Genomic DNA, 16,991 nt, shown 5'->3' with positions numbered 1-16,991 from the left:
CACGGACGCTCCTCCCGGTCACGGCCCGAGCCGGACGGGCGGCGGACGGCCACCGGCCAGGCCCGCACCCTGGCCGCCGTCGATCACCCCGTGCTACGAAGAGCCATGAGCGCACACGCGGTACAGGCCGGCGAGTACGACGCGGTGATCGTGGGCGGCGGGCACAACGGGCTGGTCGCCGCCGCCTACCTGGCCCGGGCCGGCCGGTCGGTGCTGGTGCTGGAACGGCTGGACCACACCGGCGGCGCGGCCGTCTCCACCCGCCCGTTCGCCGGAGTGGACGCCCGGCTGTCCCGCTACTCCTATCTGGTCAGCCTGCTGCCCCGGAAGATCGTCCAGGACCTCGGCCTCGACTTCCGGCTGCGCACCCGCACCATCTCCTCGTACACGCCCGTCCAGCGGGACGGGCGGGCCACCGGGCTGCTCGTCGGCGGGGGGCCTGAGCGGACCCGGGCGGCCTTCGCCCGGCTCACCGGCTCCGACCGCGAATGGCAGTCCTGGCAGCGCTTCTACGGCATGACGGGCCGCGTCGCCCGGAGGGTCTTCCCCACCCTCACCGAGCCCCTGCCCACCCGCGAGGAGCTGCGCCGCCGGATCGACGACGAGGACGCCTGGCGGACCCTGTTCGAGGAGCCGATCGGCGTGGCCGTCGAGGACCGCTTCGCCGACGACCTGGTGCGCGGCGTGGTCCTCACCGACGCCCTCATCGGCACCTTCGCCGGCGCCCATGACGTCTCCCTGGCGCAGAACCGCTGCTTCCTCTACCACGTGATCGGCGGCGGTACCGGCGCCTGGGACGTGCCGGTGGGTGGCATGGGCGCCCTGACCGACGCGCTCGCGGACACGGCGCGCGCGGCCGGCGCCCACCTGGTCACCGGCCACGAGGCGGTACGGGTGGCGTCCGACGGCCGCCGCGCCGAGGTCACCTACCGGACCCGCGGCGGCGAGGAGGGCACGGTCGGAGCCCGGCACGTCCTGGTGAACGCCTCCCCGCAGGCCCTGGCCGCGCTGACCGCAGGGGCACCGCCGGAGCCCGCCGAGGGCGCCCAGCTGAAGGTGAACATGCTGCTCACCCGGCTGCCCAGGCTCCGCGACGGCGCGGTGGACCCGCGCGAGGCATTCGCCGGCACCTTCCACGTCGCCGAGGGCTACGAGCAGTTGGCCGCCGCCCACGCGCAGGCCGCCGCCGGCGAGCCGCCCGCCGCACCGCCCTCCGAGATCTACTGCCACTCCCTGACCGATCCCACGATCCTCGGTCCCGATCTGGCGGACCGGGGCCACCAGACGCTCACCCTGTTCGGCCTGCACACCCCCGCCCGGCTGTTCGTCCGGGACAACGACGCGCTGCGCGAGGAACTGCTGAGGTCCACGCTCGCCCAGCTCGACGCCCATCTCGCCGAGCCGCTCGCCGACTGCCTGGCGACCGACGCCGACGGCCGGCCCTGCATCGAGGCCAGGACCCCGCTGGACCTGGAGCGGGACCTCGGCCTGCCCGGCGGCAACATCTTCCACCGGGCGCTGAGCTGGCCGTACGCCCAGGAGGGTACGGGCCGCTGGGGTGTGGAGACCCGGCACGCCAACGTCCTGCTGTGCGGCGCGGGCGCGGTGCGCGGCGGCGGGGTCAGCGGGGTGCCGGGGCACAACGCGGCCATGGCGGTACTGGAAGGACGGGGGTGGGCGGGGCAGGGCGGCTGAATGCCTCCGCCGACGCTGGGCACTCCGACAGGGCGAAGGAAACCGCAGTACGACCCGGCCGCCCCGCGGCGGCCGTAGCACCCCCCACGGGAGGCTCCCATGGCCGACCTCAACCCGATCGACCTCCAGAAGGCCCTCAGCGGCATGGACTACCCCACCGACAAGCAGCACCTGGTGGAGCGTGCCCGCCAGAACAAGGCCGACACGAAGATCGTCAGCAGGCTCGACGGCCTGAAGCAGGACCACTTCGACGGACCGAACGAGGTGCAGAAGGCCATCTTCAACGAGTGACGGGCCGCTCCCGTCCGCGAATCCCTGCGCAAGCCTGCCCTCCGTACCGGAACGGCAGGCTTGCCCGGTTCGATCTCCGGTCCGAACGCCGGGCCCGGTGCCGCGACAGGCGTCGTGCGCCCCGTCGCGACGCCCGGCACGCCTGCCCGGAGGACCCCCACTCGCCGCTGCCGGCCGGATGACCGAGTACGACCAGCACGAGGGTTCCCGGCCGGCACCCTCCCGAGCGCTCGGAGCGAGACCCCGGAGCACGCACCGGACGCCGCTCCTCGACGGGCGAACGCCGCCTGCCGCCCGCGGCACCGGCTAGTCGGCCGACGCCGTCCAGCCCGTCGCCGTCACGCGGGCCGCGTCCGCCGGGCGGGCCCCGTCGAACAGGACGTGGCCGGCCGCCTCGACGCGCTGCGCCTCCACATAGACCCCGCGGCCGACGTACAGGCGGTCCGTGGTGCAGCGCCAGCGCAGTGTCAGCCGCCGGGCCGCCGGGAGGACGGCGGTGAGCCGGTGCCAGACGCGGCCCGAGAAACCGGTGACGCTCCCCGCCGGGTGCGGCCGCGGCTGCTCGCCCGCCCGTACCGTGGTGAACGGGACCGGCTGCCAGGTGGCGCCCCCGTCGGCCGTGGACTCCAGGACGAGCACGTCCGAGCGCGGCTCGGTGTCCCACCACAGGCCGCACCGCAGCCGCGCGTCGCCGGCCGAGGTGTCCAGTGCGGGCAGGGCGAGGGTGGCCGTGGTGGCGCTCGTCATCCCGGCGAACCAGGCGCTGCGGCCCCGCTCCGGGCGGACCGCCACCGCCCGCGCCAGGTTGTCGCCGGCGGCCACCCGCGGAGCGGAGCCGGAGCGCCAGGTGCGCACCGGGTGGACGGAGTTGCCGAGGACCACCAGGAACGAGTCGGTCGTCGGGTCCAGGACCAGCGAGGTGCCGGTGAAACCGGTGTGCCCGGCCGTGCGCGGCGTGGCCATGGCGCCCATGTACCAGTGCTGGTAGAGCTCGAAGCCGAGGCCGTGCTCGTCGCCGGGAAAGGCCGTGTTGAAGTCGGTGAACATCAGCTCCACCGACTCCGGCGACAGGATCCGCGTGCGCCCGTAGGCGCCGCCGTTGAGCAGCGTACGGCCCAGCACCGCGAGGTCCCAGGCGCGGGAGAACACCCCCGCGTGCCCCGCCACCCCGCCGAGACCGTAGGCGTTCTCGTCGTGCACCTCGCCCCAGACCAGCCCCCGGTCGAGCCCCGACCGGGGTCTGCGGGCGTCCTCGGTCGCCGCGATCGACGGCTTCCAGGAGGCGGGCGGGTTGTACCGGGTGCGCTCCAGGCCGAGCGGGCCGGTGATCTCCTCGGCCAGCAGCACGTCCAGCGAACGGCCGGTGATCCTCTCCAGGACCAGTTGCAGGGAGATCATGTTCAGGTCCGAGTACAGATACGCCGTGCCGGGCGGGTTGAGCGGCGCCTCGTTCCAGATCAGCTCCAGCTTTTGCTCGTACGTCGGCGCGTCGTACAGCGGGATCCAGGCCCTGAACCCCGAAGTGTGCGTCAACAGCTGACGCACCGTCACATCCTGTTTGCCGGCCCGGGCGAAGTCCGGGAGGTACGCCGACACCTTCCCCTCCAGCTCCAGCTTCCCCCGTTCGATCTGCTGGACGGCCAGGATCGAGGTGAACAGCTTGGAGACGGAGGCCAGGTCGAAGACGGTGTCCCGGGTCATCGGGAGCTGCCGGTCGGGCGGGAACTCCACACCGGTGTCGGTCTTCTCGTCGTACGACGCGTAGCGCACCGCCATGCCGATCGGCTCGTGCAGCGCCACGGTGCCGCCGCGCCCGGCGAGCAGCACGGCGCCCGCGTACCAGGGGCGGCGTGGGGAGGGGCCGAGGAACGCCTCGGCGTCCGTGACGAGTTGCCGCAGACGGGCGGGGAGCAGACCGGCGTGCTCGGGTGAACCGTGGCGCAGGGTGGTGCGGCCCGCCGGGCGCCGCGGCCGCCCCGCCGACGCCTCCGTCTCCGCCGCGACGGCCGGTCCCGCCGGGAGGGCGGCGAGACCCAGGGCGCCGCCCAGGAGCAGGGTGAGCCCGCCCAGTCGACGGCGGGTGAGTCCGCGTCCGCTTCCGCCTGCCGCGCCGTCGCTCATCGTGAGGCCTCCCGTCGTACCGTCTGAAAGTATCTTTCGGGACTTGCCGTGCGGGGTGAAACTTTCGTGTCAGCGGGGGCCGGTGTCAACGGGGCGTGCGCTCCCGGCCGGAACCGACCGGCCGTCGGCCGCCGCCCCGCTGACGGGTTCGGGCACGGGCGGTCCCCGAACGCTTGACCTCCCGCCGCCACGGACCGAAGATCTTCTGCCATGACGCCTGGACACGGGAGCACGGTCGACGGAGTCCTGCGGCGCAGCGCCCGGCGCACCCCGGCGCGGATCGCCGTCGAGTACGGCGAGCGCTCCTGGACGTACGCCGAACTCGACGACGCCGTCTCCCGTGCGGCGAGCGTCCTGATCGGTCGGCAACTCGCCCCCGGTGACCGGGTCGCCGCCTACGGCCACAACTCCGACGCCTATCTGATCGCCTTCCTCGCCTGCGCCCGGGCCGGCCTGGTGCATGTGCCGGTCAACCAGAACCTCACCGGCGCGGACCTGGCCTATCTCGTCGGGCAGTCCGGCAGCGCCCTCGTCCTCGCCGATCCGGACCTCGCCGGGCGACTGCCCGACGGCGTCCGGACGCTGCCGCTGCGCGACGCCGCCGACTCGCTGCTCGCCCGCCTGCCGGCGGCCGCGCCGTACGACGGCCCGCAGCCGGGGGCCGAGGACCTGGCGCAGCTGCTCTACACCTCGGGCACCACCGCCCTGCCCAAGGGCGCGATGATGACCCACCGGGCGCTGGTCCACGAGTACCTGAGCGCCATCACCGCCCTCGGCCTGGAGGCGGGGGACCGGCCCGTCCACTCGCTGCCGCTCTACCACTCGGCGCAGATGCACGTGTTCCTGCTGCCGTACCTCGCCGTCGGCGCGACGAACATCGTCCTCGACGCCCCCGACGGCGACCGGATCCTGGACCTCGTCGAGGCCGGACGCGCGGACAGCCTGTTCGCCCCGCCCACCGTCTGGATCCAGCTGGCGGGCCGCCCGGACCTCGCCACCAGGAACCTCGACGGGCTGCGCAAGGCGTACTACGGCGCCTCGATCATGCCGGTGCCCGTCCTGGAACGACTGCGCGCCCGCCTGCCGGGACTGGCCTTCCACAACTGCTTCGGCCAGAGCGAGATCGGCCCCCTGGCCATGGTGCTCGGCCCCGACGAGCACGAGGGCCGGATGGACTCCTGCGGTCGGCCCGTGCTCTTCGTGGAGGCCCGCGTGGTCGACGAGGACGGCGAGGACGTCCCCGACGGCACACCCGGTGAGATCGTCTACCGCTCCCCGCAGCTGTGCGACGGCTACTGGGACAAGCCCGAGGAGACGGCCGAGGCCTTCCGCGACGGCTGGTTCCGCTCCGGTGACCTCGCCGTGCGGGACGCGGACGGCTACCACACGATCGTCGACCGGGTGAAGGACGTCATCAACTCCGGGGGCGTGCTGGTCGCCTCCCGCCAGGTCGAGGACGCGCTGTACACCCACCCCGGGGTCGCCGAGGCGGCGGTGGTGGGCCTCCCGGACGAGCGGTGGATCGAGGCCGTCACGGCGTTCGTCGTCCCCCGCGGCGAGGTCACCGAGGCTGAGCTGATCGCCCACGCCCGCGACACGCTCGCCCGCTTCAAGGCGCCGAAGAAGGTCGTCTTCGTGCCGGAGCTGCCGCGCAACGCCAGCGGCAAGATCCTCAAGCGGGAACTGCGGGACCGCTTCGGCGGGAACTGAGGACACCGCCTGGGCGCGCGGGCGCCACCGGCCGGTTGTACGGGGCGGCCCGGCCGGTGCTCGGGCCTGCCCCCGCCGGGCCGTGGCCGGCGTGGGTACGGCACGATCGGCGCCTACCTCCGAACGGGACCGCCGGGCGGAGGGAAGCGGAGGCCACCGGGCCGGCCACCGCGATCGTCCGGCGCCGGCGGAGCCCGGCGGACGCCGCCGGCGGGCCGAGCCGCCCGGCTCCCGAAAGGTCCCCCTCAGGTGGCCTGTCGGCGGCCGGGCACGATCGCTAGGCTGGCCCGCGGACGACGGAATCGGGAGGAGCACGGACGTGGCCGAGAGCACTGTCCAGCAGCACCCGCTCGCGGGATGGGACAAGCCGGAGCTGGACCTCAGCAGCGCCGAGTGGCAGTCCAGCAGCCGTGGCCTGGGGGATGTCCAGATCGCCTTTGTCGAGGGATTCATCGCGATGCGCAACAGCCGCCGCCCGGAGAGTCCCTCCCTGATCTTCACCCCCGCGGAGTGGGGCGCGTTCGTGTCGGGCGCCCGGGAGGGGGAATTCGACCTCACCTGAGCGGACACGGGCCCGCGGGTGTTCAACGGGCTTTCGCGGACACGCGACCATGGAAGGCCCCCACCGGGGCCGACGCCCGGACCGGGGCGGCCCCGGCTGCGGGAAGGTCGCCACCGGAGGTGAGAAGCCATGAGCACCCCACCGGTCGTCGCCGCGGTCGACGGCTCCGAGGACAGCCTGCGCGCCCTCGACTGGGCCTTGGACGCCGCACGGCGCCGCGCGGCACCACTGCGTGCGGTCCATGTGCGCCAGTACGCCGCCTGGTTCCAGCCCGACGTCCTGGTCGCCGGACCGCCGCAGGGCGACGACGATCCGGTGCTCGACCTGGCACGCGCCCACCTGGCGGAACGCGGCCCGGGCGGCACCCCCGTGGAGTACGCCGGTCTGGACGGACTGCCGGGCGCCCTGCTGCCCGAACTCGGCGCCGCCGCACGACTGCTGGTGCTGGGCTCCCGGGGCCGCGGCGGCTTCGCGAGCCTGCTGCTCGGCTCCAACGGCCTCGCCGTGGCCCGCGACGCCGACTGCCCCGTCGTCGTCGTGCCCCGGCCCGGCCGCGCGGTCCCCGGAGAGGTGCCGCCCGTGCCCGGGCCCCGGGTGGTCGTCGGGCTGAACGCCGACAGTCCCGACGACGCCGTGCTCGCCTTCGCCTTCTCCGAGGCCGCCCTGCGCGGGGCCCGGGTGCAGGTGGTCGCCGCCTACCCGTGGCCGGCCCGGACCTGGCTGATGCCCGGTGAGATCGCCACGGTCATGATCGACCAGGGCGCGGTGGAGCACGAGATCCGGACCCTGGTGGAAGGCTTCCTCGCCCCGCACCGCGCCCGGCACCCCGATCTGCCGGCCGAGCCGGAGGTGGTGGCCGGCGACGCGGCCGGCCTGCTGGTCGCCGCCTCCCGGGACGCCGAACTGGTGGTCGTCGGCCGCCACCGCCGGCGCCTGCTGGCGCCGGCCCGCATGCTGGGCTCGGTCACCCACGCCGTGCTGCTGCACGCGGCCGCCCCGATCGCGGTGGTGCCGCCGTCGCCGTCCGAGGAGTGAGCGCCGCACCCCCCGCCCGGCCCACCGGAACCAAGGCGCCTGCCGGCGGCGGCACACGGGACTCGCCGGCGGGGACACCCGCCCCCAATCCCGCACCGGCCGTCCGCCGCCACCGCTCCGGCGGCGTCACCGATGCCCCGCTCGGGTGACGCCCAGGCCCTGCCCGGTCCCGTACCGGCGGGCCGGGCCCGGGCCCGCCGAGTGCCCCGCGGACGGGCCCCGGACCCGCCCGCGGGGGGTGCCCCGGTCGGAGGCCGCCCGCACGTCGCGCGGCGGGCCGGGACACGTACCATGGCGGCATGTCGTTCCTCCGTCGCCGCAGCGCCACCCCCGCCGGGCCCGACTTCGACGTACTGGCCATGGACCCGGGCGACTGGCCCGGCAACCTCGGCGCCGGGCTGCTGCCCGCGCCCGACGGCAGTTGCCAGGGCGTGTTCCTGCGCTACGACCTCTTCGGCGGCCGCGGCACCGCGATGATCATCGGCAATCTGCCCGAGGGCTCCCCGGCCCGCGACGTCGCCGAGGGCGAGGCCCCCTTCGAGGTGGCCCAGTTGCTGGTGGCCCTGGAGAACGACGAGGAGGTCACCGTCGTCGGCACCGAGGACATGCCGGTCCTGCAGGGCGACAACCTCCTGATCGTGCGCCGCCTGAAGCTGTCCGAGAGCCGGATCTCCTGTGTGCAGTTCGACCGCAGCGACGGCGTCCTGGTGACCATCGCCGCCTGGGACCGCCCGATCACCGACGACCTGTACGCCCTCCTCAAGCCGCTGCCCGCCGAGCTGTTCCAGCAGGGCTGACCGACCACGCCCCGAAGGGCCGGCCCCCTCGGGGGCCGGCCCTTCGGACCGCCGCGGACCCGGCGCGTTACAGCCCCGACGGCCGCACCCGCACGTCCGCCGCCCGGACGAACGCCACCCGGTGGCCGAACTGGATCTCGTAGTACAGGTCCTTGCCGACCACCACCCGGTGCGAGTCCTCGGTGAAGGTCACCGAGTAGAAGTACTCGCCCGGCACCGCGTCGCCGACCACGTAGCGCTGGCCGGCGAGCAGCTTGTACGGCAGCGGCGACACCGACTGCACCGGCACACCCGCCGGATAGGCCTCCTTCTCCGGGTACGCCCGCCCGTACACCGGCACGCTGTCCGCACCGGCCTTCGGCGTCACCACCAGCCCGGCCGCGTCCACCGCCGTGGCCTGCTTCGCCGGGTTGCGGAACCATGCCTTCTGGCCCAGGTACCAGATCGCCGTCCAGTCGCCCTCCCGGCCGGCGACCGCGTACTGCTGTCCGGTCTCCACCCGAGAGGCCACGTCGTTCACGTCGATCGTCGAGTCGCCGCCGTCCGGACGCGCGCCGATGTCCTTGATCAGCGGCGCGGAGGAGTCGGGCCGCGAGTACAGCCGCACCTCGCTGGAGCCGTGCGAGGCGCAGGGCTGCCCGCCCGTGTCGCAGCCGGTGTAGTCGGGCCGGTTGGCGGTGTAGTCCGGGCGGATCGTCACCAGGCCGCCGTCGCGGCCGGCGGTCGGCTCGAAGGGACGGCCCAGCAGCTCGAAGTAGTGCCGCCAGTCCCAGTAGGGGCCCGGGTCGGTGTGCATGCCGGGGATCGTGCCGGTGGTCGGACCCGGCACGGTGTCGTGGCCGAGGATGTGCTGCCGGTCCAGCGGGATGCCGTACTTCCCGGCGAGGTACTTCACCAGCCGGGCCGACGCACGGTACATCGCCTCCGTGTACCAGGCGTCCGGCGAGGCGAGGAAGCCCTCGTGCTCCAGACCGACCGACTTCGCGTTGACGTACCAGTTGCCCGCGTGCCAGGCCACGTCCTCGGCCTTCACATGCTGGGCGATGTGCCCGTCGGTGGAGCGCAGCGTGTAGTTCCACGACACGTACGTCGGGTCCTGCACCAGATTGATCACGCCGTCCCAGCGGCCCTCGGTGTCATGGATGACGATGTACCGGATGCTCTGCGACTTCGGCCGGTCGCCCAGGTCGTGGTTGCCGTAGTCGTCGGTCCCGAACTCCTGGTACGGCGCCGGGATCCACTCGCAGGACACCGACGCGGGGCACTGCGTGCCGGCCGCGGAGACCTGCCGAAGGCCCGTCCGCGCCAACTGCGCGGTGTCCGGGACGAGGTGCGGCCGGGCGGCCAGGACCATCCGCTGCCCGGAGTCGGTGGTGCGCCGCTCGCCGGAGCGGATCACGTCGAACACGTCGTTCGCGTACGCCGCCGCCGTCGCGGTGTCGTCCGCGCCGGAGAACCGGGCCACGGCCCCGTACCAGTCGGCAGGGTCCGCGCTCAGCGGCTCGCCGAGCCTCTTCTGCGCGGCGGCCAGCAGGGCCGCGCCGCCCGCGATGTTCGCGGAGTCGTCGGTGCGCAGCCGTTCGGCGGGGAGGCCGGTCAGCCCGGCGGCCTCGGTCAGGGTCTTCAGCCGGCCGGGCAGCTCCGCCTCGGCCGGCGCGCCCGTCGCGGGGCGCAGGGCGGGGCGGGCGGTGTCGCCGCGCGAGTCCTCGGAGCCCTCGCTGTGGTGCGGGGCACGGGACAGCGCGGTGTGGGCGTCGGTGAGGTGCATCGGGCCGTAGCCGCCTGTCACACTCGGCGCGCCGCCGTGCCCGTCCCACCGGGACTGCAGGTACGAGACGCCCAGCAGGACGCTGAGCGGCACGTGGTACTCGGCGGCCGCGGAGGTGAAGGCACGCTGGAGCCGGCCGGTGTCGTCCACGCCGGACGGGGCCGCGCCCGCGGAGGGGGCCGCGCCCAGCAGCGGGAACAGCAGCGCGGCGGAGGCGACGGCCGCCGCGGCCGTCCTGCGCACGCGGCCGTCGCTTCGCAGCGGGCGCGGGTGGCCCGGCGTGGGTCTGGGGTCGGTGGCGGATCCTCGCAATGCAGCCTCCTGGGGCGCTCGGGCGTGGCGGGGCGTGCGGGGCCGGCGTGGACCAGTGGTACCGGCTGACCGACGATCCGTCAATGATGCGTGCCAGAGGGTGATTTCCCATGTCAAGCGGCATTCCGGCGAGTTTCGCGGCCACGGTCCCCGGGCCTGCGGGGCGTCAGTGGCGTACACCAATGGCCCGTGGGGTGGGTCGTCCCTGGAAAGTGGGTCCGTCCGCACGGCCGAGCGCGGAGTCGTTCGCACATTTGAACGGGACGGCCGTGCGGTCGGTCGCGGGGCCGTCCGCACGGCCGGAGGCGGAAGGGGCCGCGCGGACGACCGGGGGACAGACGACGGAGGTCCGCGGCACGCCGCCCGAGCGGGCGTGCCGCGGACCTCCGTCGTGTCCTGTCAGCGAGTGCCGACCGCCGCGCGCACGGCCCGGCGGGCCAGTTGGCAGTCGTCGTGCAGCCGCCGCAGCAGCAGCCGCTGCTCCTCGCCGGACGGCACGGAACCCGGATGGGCGCCGCCGGGCGCGGCCGGGGCGGTGTCGTTCATCGAGCGCTGCACGGCCGTCTCGTAGGTCCGGATCTCGCGGGTGAGCACGAGCATCAGGTTCACCAGGAACGCGTCCCGGGCCGCCGGGCCCGCCGCCTGGGCGAGCTGGCTGATCTGCCGTCGCGCCGCCGGCGCGTCCCCGAGCACCGACCACAGCGTCGCCAGGTCGTAGCCCGGCAGGTACCAGCCGGCGTGCTCCCAGTCCACCAGCACCGGACCAGCCGGTGAGAGCAGGATGTTCGAGAGCAGGGCGTCACCGTGACAGAACTGGCCCATGCCCTGCCGGCCGGCCGCCTGCGCGATGCCGTGCAGCAGCTTCTGCAGGTCGCCCAGGTCCCGGTCGGTGAGCAATCCCGACTCGTGGTCGCGGGCGATGCGGTCGGCGTAGTCCAGCGGGGCGTCGAAGGTACCCGCCGGCGGCCGCCAGGCGTTCAGCCGGCAGATCGCGCCGAGGGCGGCCCTGATGTCCGCCCGTGGCGGGGTCTCCGCCGGGTGCCGCTGGAGGGCGGCCACCCGGCCCGGCGTGCGCTCGATGACCAGCGTGCAGTTGTCCGGGTCCGCCGCGATCAGCCGGGGCACGCGGACCGGGGGCCGGTGCCGGACGAACGAGCGGTATGCGGCTATTTCGTGCCGGTACCGCTCGGCCCATTTGGGGGAGTGGTCCAGTAAGCACTTGGCGACGGCCGTGCTGCGCCCGGTCGTGCCGACCAGGAGCACGGACCGGCCGCTGCGGCGCAGCACCTGCACCGGCGCGAACTCCGGACAGATCCGTTGCACCGAGGCGAGGGCCGAGCGCAGTTGGGAGCCCTGCGGGCCGGACAGGTCGAGCCGGCCGCTGAGCGGCTGCGCGCCGGACCCCGGGGCGCGCCGCGGCCGGCCCACGCCGAGCACCGGGGCCGCCGCCGGGCGCGCGGGGTCGAGGTAGGGGGCGCCGACGCCCGGACGGGGGCGCAGCGACCGGGGCGGGGCGGACACGGAGGACGATGCTGCGTACATGGGCGAGACAGATCCCTTCGTGTGCCTGCTGCTTGACGCGCCCCGCCCGGCCCGGACGCCCGGGTGCACCCTGGGGAATGTCCCTCGGCGACCGGGTCGGGGTGGCGCGTTCCTACCTGACACCCGTCGCCCAGTGGCACACCATCTGGCGCACCCTGGCGAACCCTGGCGAATAGTCGCCCGGCAAGTTGCCCCGGGTCTACTGTCAACTCAGCCGAGTACCTGGGGGCTTGACGTGACAGGACAACCCAACACCCGTCTCGCGGACCTGTTCGGCCTGGCCGGCTGGTCCAAGGGAGAGCTCGCGAGGCTGGTCAACCGGCAGGCGGCGGCCATGGGCCACCCCCAGCTGGCGACCGACACCTCCCGGGTCCGGCGCTGGATCGACATGGGAGAGATCCCGCGCGATCCCGTGCCACGGGTGCTGGCGGCCCTGTTCACCGAGCGTCTCGGCCGTGTCGTGACCATCGAGGACCTCGGTCTGGTACGGCACGGGCGCACGGGAAGACGGCAGGGCGACGGGGACGTGGAACATCCCGACGGAGTGCCGTGGGCGCCCGAGCAGACCGCCGCGGTCCTCACCGAATTCACGGGAATGGACCTCATGCTCAACCGACGCGGCTTGGTGGGCGCGGGTGTCGCGCTCACCGCGGGATCCGCACTCAGCGGTGCCATGCACGACTGGCTGCACACCGATCCGGCCCTGAAGGCCGACGCTCCCGAACTCGACCGACCCCTGCACGCCGACCCCGCCGGATTCGACCGCTACGACGCCGCCCCCGTCGGGGCGCAGGAGGTCGAGGAACTGGAACGCTCGGTGGAGGTGTTCCGGGCGTGGGACGCGGCCCGCGGGGGCGGGCTGCAGCGCAAGGCGGTGGTCGGCCAGCTGAACGAGGTGGGCGGCATGCTCGCCTACCGCCATCCGCCCCACCTCCAGCGGCGCCTGTGGGGCGTCGCCGCCAACCTGGCCGTCCTCGCGGGCTGGATGTCGCACGACGTCGGCCTGGAGCCGACCGCCCAGAAGTACTTCGTCATCGCCGCGCACGCCGCGCGGGAGGGCGGCGACCGGCCGCGGGCCGGCGAGGCGCTGTCCCGTGCGGCCCGTCAGATGGTGCACCTGGGCCGGCCCGACGACGCGCTGGACCTGATGAAGCTCGCCCAGTCCGGCTCGGGCGACCGTCTGCAGCCGCGAACCAAGGCGATGTTCCACACCATCGAGGCCTGGGCACAGGCGTCGATGGGCAAGGGGCAGGCCATGCGCCGCACCCTCGGGCAGGCGGAGGACCTCTTCGTCTCGGTCAGGGGCGAGGCCGAACCGCTCGACTGGATGCAGACCTTCAAGGACGAGGACCTGTACGGCATGCAGGCGCTCGCGTACCGCACGCTGGCGGAGTTCGACCCGGCGGCGGCCGCCCACGCCCAGTACTACGCGGAGAAGGCCCTCGTGCTGCGCGTCGACGGCCGTGAGCGCTCGAAGATCTTCGACCACCTGTCCATGGCCTCCGCCTGCTTCATCGCGGACGATCCCGAACAGGCGGTCGGGTACGCCCGGCTGGCGCTGATGTCGATGGGTTCGAACTCCTCGCGGCGCACCTGGGACCGGCTGCGGGAGATGTACCGGCTCACCGCCGAGTACGCGACCTACCCGAAGATCCACGAGTTGCGGGAGGAGATCTGGCTGGCCCTGCCCAAGCCCAGGGGCAAGGGCGGCGCCGGCGCACCGGCGTAGGGGCGCCGGCGCCGCCTGCCCGCCCCGCCGGGCGCCTCGCACGCAGGGCTAGGACGTCACCCTTGCGACGAGCACCCAGGCGGCACCCTCGCGCCGGCTCCCGCCGAACTCCTCCACGACCGCCCGGACGCAGTCCTGCGCGCCGCGCGCCGTGCGGAACCGGGGAGCGAGGCCGAGCAGGCGGTCCACGGTGTCCGTGCCACCGTGTCCGGGCGCCGGTCCGCCGGTGTGCAGCAGGAGCAGGTCGCCTGGTTCGAGGGTCTCCTCCGCCTGGCCGTAGGCGGTGTCCGGCGCGGCGCCGAGCGGGGTGCCGTCCGGTGCCGCCAGCGCTCGTCCCGTGCCGCCGCGGAACAGCAGCGGGGCGGGATGCCCCGCCCGGGCCCACACCAGGGTGCGGGTGCCGGGGCGGTAGCGGCAGCAGACGGCGCCGCCGAGGGCGGGCCGGGCGGTGGCGGTGGTGCCCAGCAGCCGGTTGAGCAGGGTCAGTTGCCGGCCCGGGCCGCTGCCCGCCATCGCCATGCCGCGCAGGGCGCCCAGCAGCATCGACGGGCCGGGCGCCCCGCCGGAGCCGCCCCCGGCGAGGCCGCCGACGCCGAGCACGGTGTCCCCGTCGAGGAGCTCCAGCGTGTCGCACCACTCGCCGCCGGCCGGGCCCGTCGGGCCGGCCGGCCGGTGCGCCGCCAGGTCGAGTGCCGGCCCGCCCGGGCGCGGGAGCCGCGGGGAGCCGCGCCACGGGGGCGGCACGGCTTCCCGCGACTCGACCGCGAGCCGGTGCCCGGTCCGCGCCCGCGGCCGGTGGTGCCGCGGCGAGTCACGGGTCTCGCGCACCGCCGACCGGCCGCGACGCGGTTCGCCGACGTCCCGCAGCACCGCCCACATCGAGGCGGTGGCGCCGTCGGCGTCGAGCACGGGCTCGCCCATCATGTGCACCGTGCGGACCGTGCGGTCCGGCCGTACGATGCGGAACTCCCCCTCGACCGGCCTGGCGTCGACCAGGCAGCCGGTGACCAGCGCGGTCAGCAGGGGACGGTCCTCCTCGAGCACCAGCGAGGGCAGCTCGTCGAGGGTGAGCGCGGGCGCGGCGGGGTCGAGGCCGAGGATCCGGTAGAGCTCGCCGGACCAGCCGGCCTCGTCCGTGAGCAGGTTCCACTCCGCGCTGCCGACCCGGCCGAGCAGCGAGCCGTGCGGCCCGCCGTCCGGCTCCGCGGTCGCGACGTGTGCCGTGTCCGTGGTGCCGGGCGGGCCGTCCCGCAGCTGGGCCGAGTGCTCGTCGAGGTCCCGGAGCCGCTGCGGCGCCAGGTCCGACAGGGCGCGCTCCCACCGGCCCCGCGGGTCGGTGGGAGCGCCCGGCGCGTCCCGTCGCCCGGCGTCCCCCTCGCCCTTCGGCCGACGAGCCCGCGAGAGCAGGGCGTCGACCGTGCCGCGCCCCGGCCGCTGGGCGGGTGGGCGGTCCGCGGAGAGGTGGGACGGCATGACGCACTCCGATGCGGGGGACGGCAGGGTCAGGGCGGTGGGAGGGACCGTTACGACTGTTGCACAGCCGGCGACGGCCCGTGAGTGATTTGGCGACACCCGATCCGGTGGTGCTTCTGGCATATGCCACAGTCCCCGAGGGGCGGCTGGACGGCGCCTGTGCAGTAGGTGTGCGGTGGGCCGGGACGTACGGCGGCTACGCGATGTGAGGGACTGTCGGGCGGTCCGGCCGGTCAATGGAGAGCCTGTTCGACGGCGATGTGTTCCCTCTCGGCCGGTCCGTGACGTGCACGACAAGAAGTGTGATGCAGGTCACATCAATTGGTGGCGGCCGGACGTAATGCGAAGGGCCCCCGCGGACTCCTAAGAACACACGGCGAAACCGGCCGACCTCCGACCCGCAGGGGAGACCGACCATGGACATCACCCTCGAACAACCCGTCCGGGCCCGCCTGATCACCATGGGCGAGCGGGACGTCGCCGTGCCCGCCACGCTCCGCTACGCGGCCGGGGACCCGCTGGCCGTGCACATGGACTTCCCGCCCGAGGCGGCACTCGACGGCAAGGAGGTCTCCTGGACCTTCTCCCGCGCCCTGCTGGAGGAGGGACTGGGGAGGCCGGCCGGCACGGGGGACGTGCACCTGTGGCCCTGCGGACAGGGCCGTACGGTGCTCGAACTGCACTCCCGGTCCGGCATGGCCCTCCTGCAGTTCGACACCTCGGCGCTGCGCCGCTTCCTGCTGCGGACCTACGCCGTGGTCGCGGCGGGCCGGGAAGACGTCGGGGCGGCCGTCGACCGGGGGCTCGACGCCCTGTTCGGCACGGTCTGACGAGTACGCGTACGAGGGCCGGCCCGGAGCGTGGGCGGCGAGGCGGACGGCGCCGCGCTCCGCCCCGCCGGCCACCAATCTCAGCGGCCGCCCCGCGCGTACAGGTCCGGGCGCGCGGCGAGGCCGACCGCCACCCGGCCCCCGCCCTCCAGCGACCGCACCCCTGCCTCGGCGACGGCCGCGGCGGCGTACCCGTCCCACGCGCCCGGACCGGTGACCCGCCCGCACCGGGTGGCGTCCACCCAGGCCTGGACCTCGCGGTCGTAGGCGTCGGCGAACCGCACCAGGTAGTCCTGCGGCACCTCCTCGCGCGCGCCGCCCCGCGCGGTCACGACCATTCCGTGCTCGTCGCCGATCCGGGCGCTGCCCGCCTCGCCCACGGCCTCGCAGCGCACCTGGTAGCCGAAACCGCAGTTGACGAAGACCTCCACGTCCACCAGCGCGCCCCGCTCGGTCTCGAAGAGAACGAACTGCGGGTCCAGCAGACCAGCCGGGGCCTGTGCGGAGGGCGCCGGGCGCAGCACGGTCACCGCGGTGAGCTCCTGCCCGAGCAGCCAGCGGGCCGCGTCGATCTCGTGCGACACCGAGCTGTTGATCAGCATGGCGCTGGTGAAGTCCGGTGGGGAGGAGACGTTGCGGTGGGTGCAGTGCAGCATCAGCGGGCGTCCCAGCTCCCCGCTGTCCAGCAGCGACTTCAGCCGCCGGTACCCGGCGTCGTAGCGCCGCATGAAGCCGATCTGGGCCAGCCGCCGTCCGAGCCGCGCCTCCGCCTCCACGACCCGCAGCGCCCCGGCGGAGTCGGGCACCATCGGCTTCTCGCACAGCACCGGCAGACCGCGCGCGAAGGCCGCGACCAGCGCCTCCTCGTGGGCGGGCCCGGGCGAGGCGATCAGCACCGCCTCGACGCCGGGCGCGTCGAGCGCGGCCGTCGCCTCGGTGTGCACGAAGACGCCCTCGATCGGGCCGACGGCCTCCTTCGCCCGCGCGGTGTCGGGGTCGGCCACCGCGGCCACCCTGGCTCCGCTCACCACTTGGTCGAGACGCCGTATGTGATCGGCCCCCATGTGCCCGGCACCCAGCACGGCCACGCCCAGCAGGTCACCCACGTGCGAACTCCCTCCTCGCC

General features: G+C 74.7%; 13 protein-coding genes. 8 read left to right on the top strand and 5 right to left on the bottom strand.

The window, feature by feature from the left end:
- The first annotated feature begins 105 nt into the window (after positions 1 to 105).
- Both ACF061_RS22260 and ACF061_RS22255 read left to right on the top strand, forming a co-directional pair.
- The gene (locus ACF061_RS22260; RefSeq protein WP_392268668.1) at positions 106 to 1,695 is read left to right on the top strand and encodes a phytoene desaturase family protein; all 1,590 of its coding nucleotides are present in this window, start codon (positions 106 to 108) and stop codon (positions 1,693 to 1,695) included.
- Between the two features lie 99 nt (positions 1,696 to 1,794).
- Positions 1,795 to 1,986, top strand: a complete 192-nt coding sequence (locus ACF061_RS22255; protein ID WP_392268667.1) for a DUF2795 domain-containing protein — start codon at positions 1,795 to 1,797, stop codon at positions 1,984 to 1,986.
- A 306-nt stretch (positions 1,987 to 2,292) separates the two neighbouring features.
- Here the strand turns inward: ACF061_RS22255 and ACF061_RS22250 are convergent, their stop codons facing one another.
- On the bottom strand, positions 2,293 to 4,107 hold the full coding sequence (locus tag ACF061_RS22250) for a serine hydrolase (RefSeq protein ID WP_392268666.1): 1,815 nt from the start codon (positions 4,105 to 4,107) through the stop codon (positions 2,293 to 2,295).
- Positions 4,108 to 4,317: 210 nt separating this feature from the next.
- Here ACF061_RS22250 and ACF061_RS22245 point away from each other — a divergent pair, with 210 nt between their 5' ends.
- The 4 genes from ACF061_RS22245 to ACF061_RS22230 all read left to right on the top strand — a co-directional run bounded on the left by ACF061_RS22245 (position 4,318) and on the right by ACF061_RS22230 (position 8,211).
- A complete protein-coding gene (locus tag ACF061_RS22245) occupies positions 4,318 to 5,817 on the top strand; it encodes an acyl-CoA synthetase (RefSeq protein ID WP_392268665.1) in 1,500 nt (499 codons plus the stop codon).
- Between the two features lie 319 nt (positions 5,818 to 6,136).
- Positions 6,137 to 6,379, top strand: a complete 243-nt coding sequence (locus tag ACF061_RS22240) for a DUF397 domain-containing protein (RefSeq protein ID WP_392268664.1) — start codon at positions 6,137 to 6,139, stop codon at positions 6,377 to 6,379.
- 129 nt (positions 6,380 to 6,508) lie between these two features.
- Positions 6,509 to 7,414 carry a universal stress protein gene (locus ACF061_RS22235; protein ID WP_392268663.1) on the top strand — a complete coding sequence of 302 codons (906 nt, stop codon included), beginning with the start codon at positions 6,509 to 6,511 and terminating at the stop codon, positions 7,412 to 7,414.
- Positions 7,415 to 7,713: 299 nt separating this feature from the next.
- A complete protein-coding gene (locus ACF061_RS22230; protein ID WP_392268662.1) occupies positions 7,714 to 8,211 on the top strand; it encodes a hypothetical protein in 498 nt (165 codons plus the stop codon).
- Between the two features lie 67 nt (positions 8,212 to 8,278).
- Here the strand turns inward: ACF061_RS22230 and ACF061_RS22225 are convergent, their stop codons facing one another.
- The gene (locus ACF061_RS22225) at positions 8,279 to 10,291 is read right to left on the bottom strand and encodes an N-acetylmuramoyl-L-alanine amidase (RefSeq protein WP_392268661.1); all 2,013 of its coding nucleotides are present in this window, start codon (positions 10,289 to 10,291) and stop codon (positions 8,279 to 8,281) included.
- A 399-nt stretch (positions 10,292 to 10,690) separates the two neighbouring features.
- Entirely contained in the window at positions 10,691 to 11,833 is a 1,143-nt protein-coding gene (locus ACF061_RS22220) for an aminoglycoside phosphotransferase family protein (protein WP_392268660.1), read from the bottom strand.
- 235 nt (positions 11,834 to 12,068) lie between these two features.
- Here ACF061_RS22220 and ACF061_RS22215 point away from each other — a divergent pair, with 235 nt between their 5' ends.
- The gene (locus tag ACF061_RS22215; RefSeq protein WP_392268659.1) at positions 12,069 to 13,562 is read left to right on the top strand and encodes a hypothetical protein; all 1,494 of its coding nucleotides are present in this window, start codon (positions 12,069 to 12,071) and stop codon (positions 13,560 to 13,562) included.
- Between the two features lie 48 nt (positions 13,563 to 13,610).
- On the opposite strand, the gene ACF061_RS22210 is transcribed toward ACF061_RS22215, so the two are convergent.
- Positions 13,611 to 15,035 (bottom strand): SpoIIE family protein phosphatase, encoded by a 1,425-nt coding sequence (locus tag ACF061_RS22210; RefSeq protein ID WP_392268658.1) that lies wholly within the window; start codon positions 15,033 to 15,035, stop codon positions 13,611 to 13,613.
- Positions 15,036 to 15,451: 416 nt separating this feature from the next.
- On the opposite strand from ACF061_RS22210, the gene ACF061_RS22205 reads away from it, so the two are divergent.
- Positions 15,452 to 15,865, top strand: a complete 414-nt coding sequence (locus ACF061_RS22205) for an SsgA family sporulation/cell division regulator (protein ID WP_392268657.1) — start codon at positions 15,452 to 15,454, stop codon at positions 15,863 to 15,865.
- 80 nt (positions 15,866 to 15,945) lie between these two features.
- On the opposite strand, the gene ACF061_RS22200 is transcribed toward ACF061_RS22205, so the two are convergent.
- On the bottom strand, positions 15,946 to 16,971 hold the full coding sequence (locus ACF061_RS22200) for a Gfo/Idh/MocA family protein (protein ID WP_392268656.1): 1,026 nt from the start codon (positions 16,969 to 16,971) through the stop codon (positions 15,946 to 15,948).
- Positions 16,972 to 16,991 lie beyond the last annotated feature (20 nt).

It is taken from the genome of Streptomyces sp. NPDC015220 (assembly GCF_043079345.1).
In the GTDB taxonomy this organism is placed as follows: domain Bacteria; phylum Actinomycetota; class Actinomycetes; order Streptomycetales; family Streptomycetaceae; genus Streptomyces.
The sequence above is the reverse complement of the archived record's forward strand: the minus strand, read 5'-3'. Positions and strand labels throughout refer to the sequence as shown.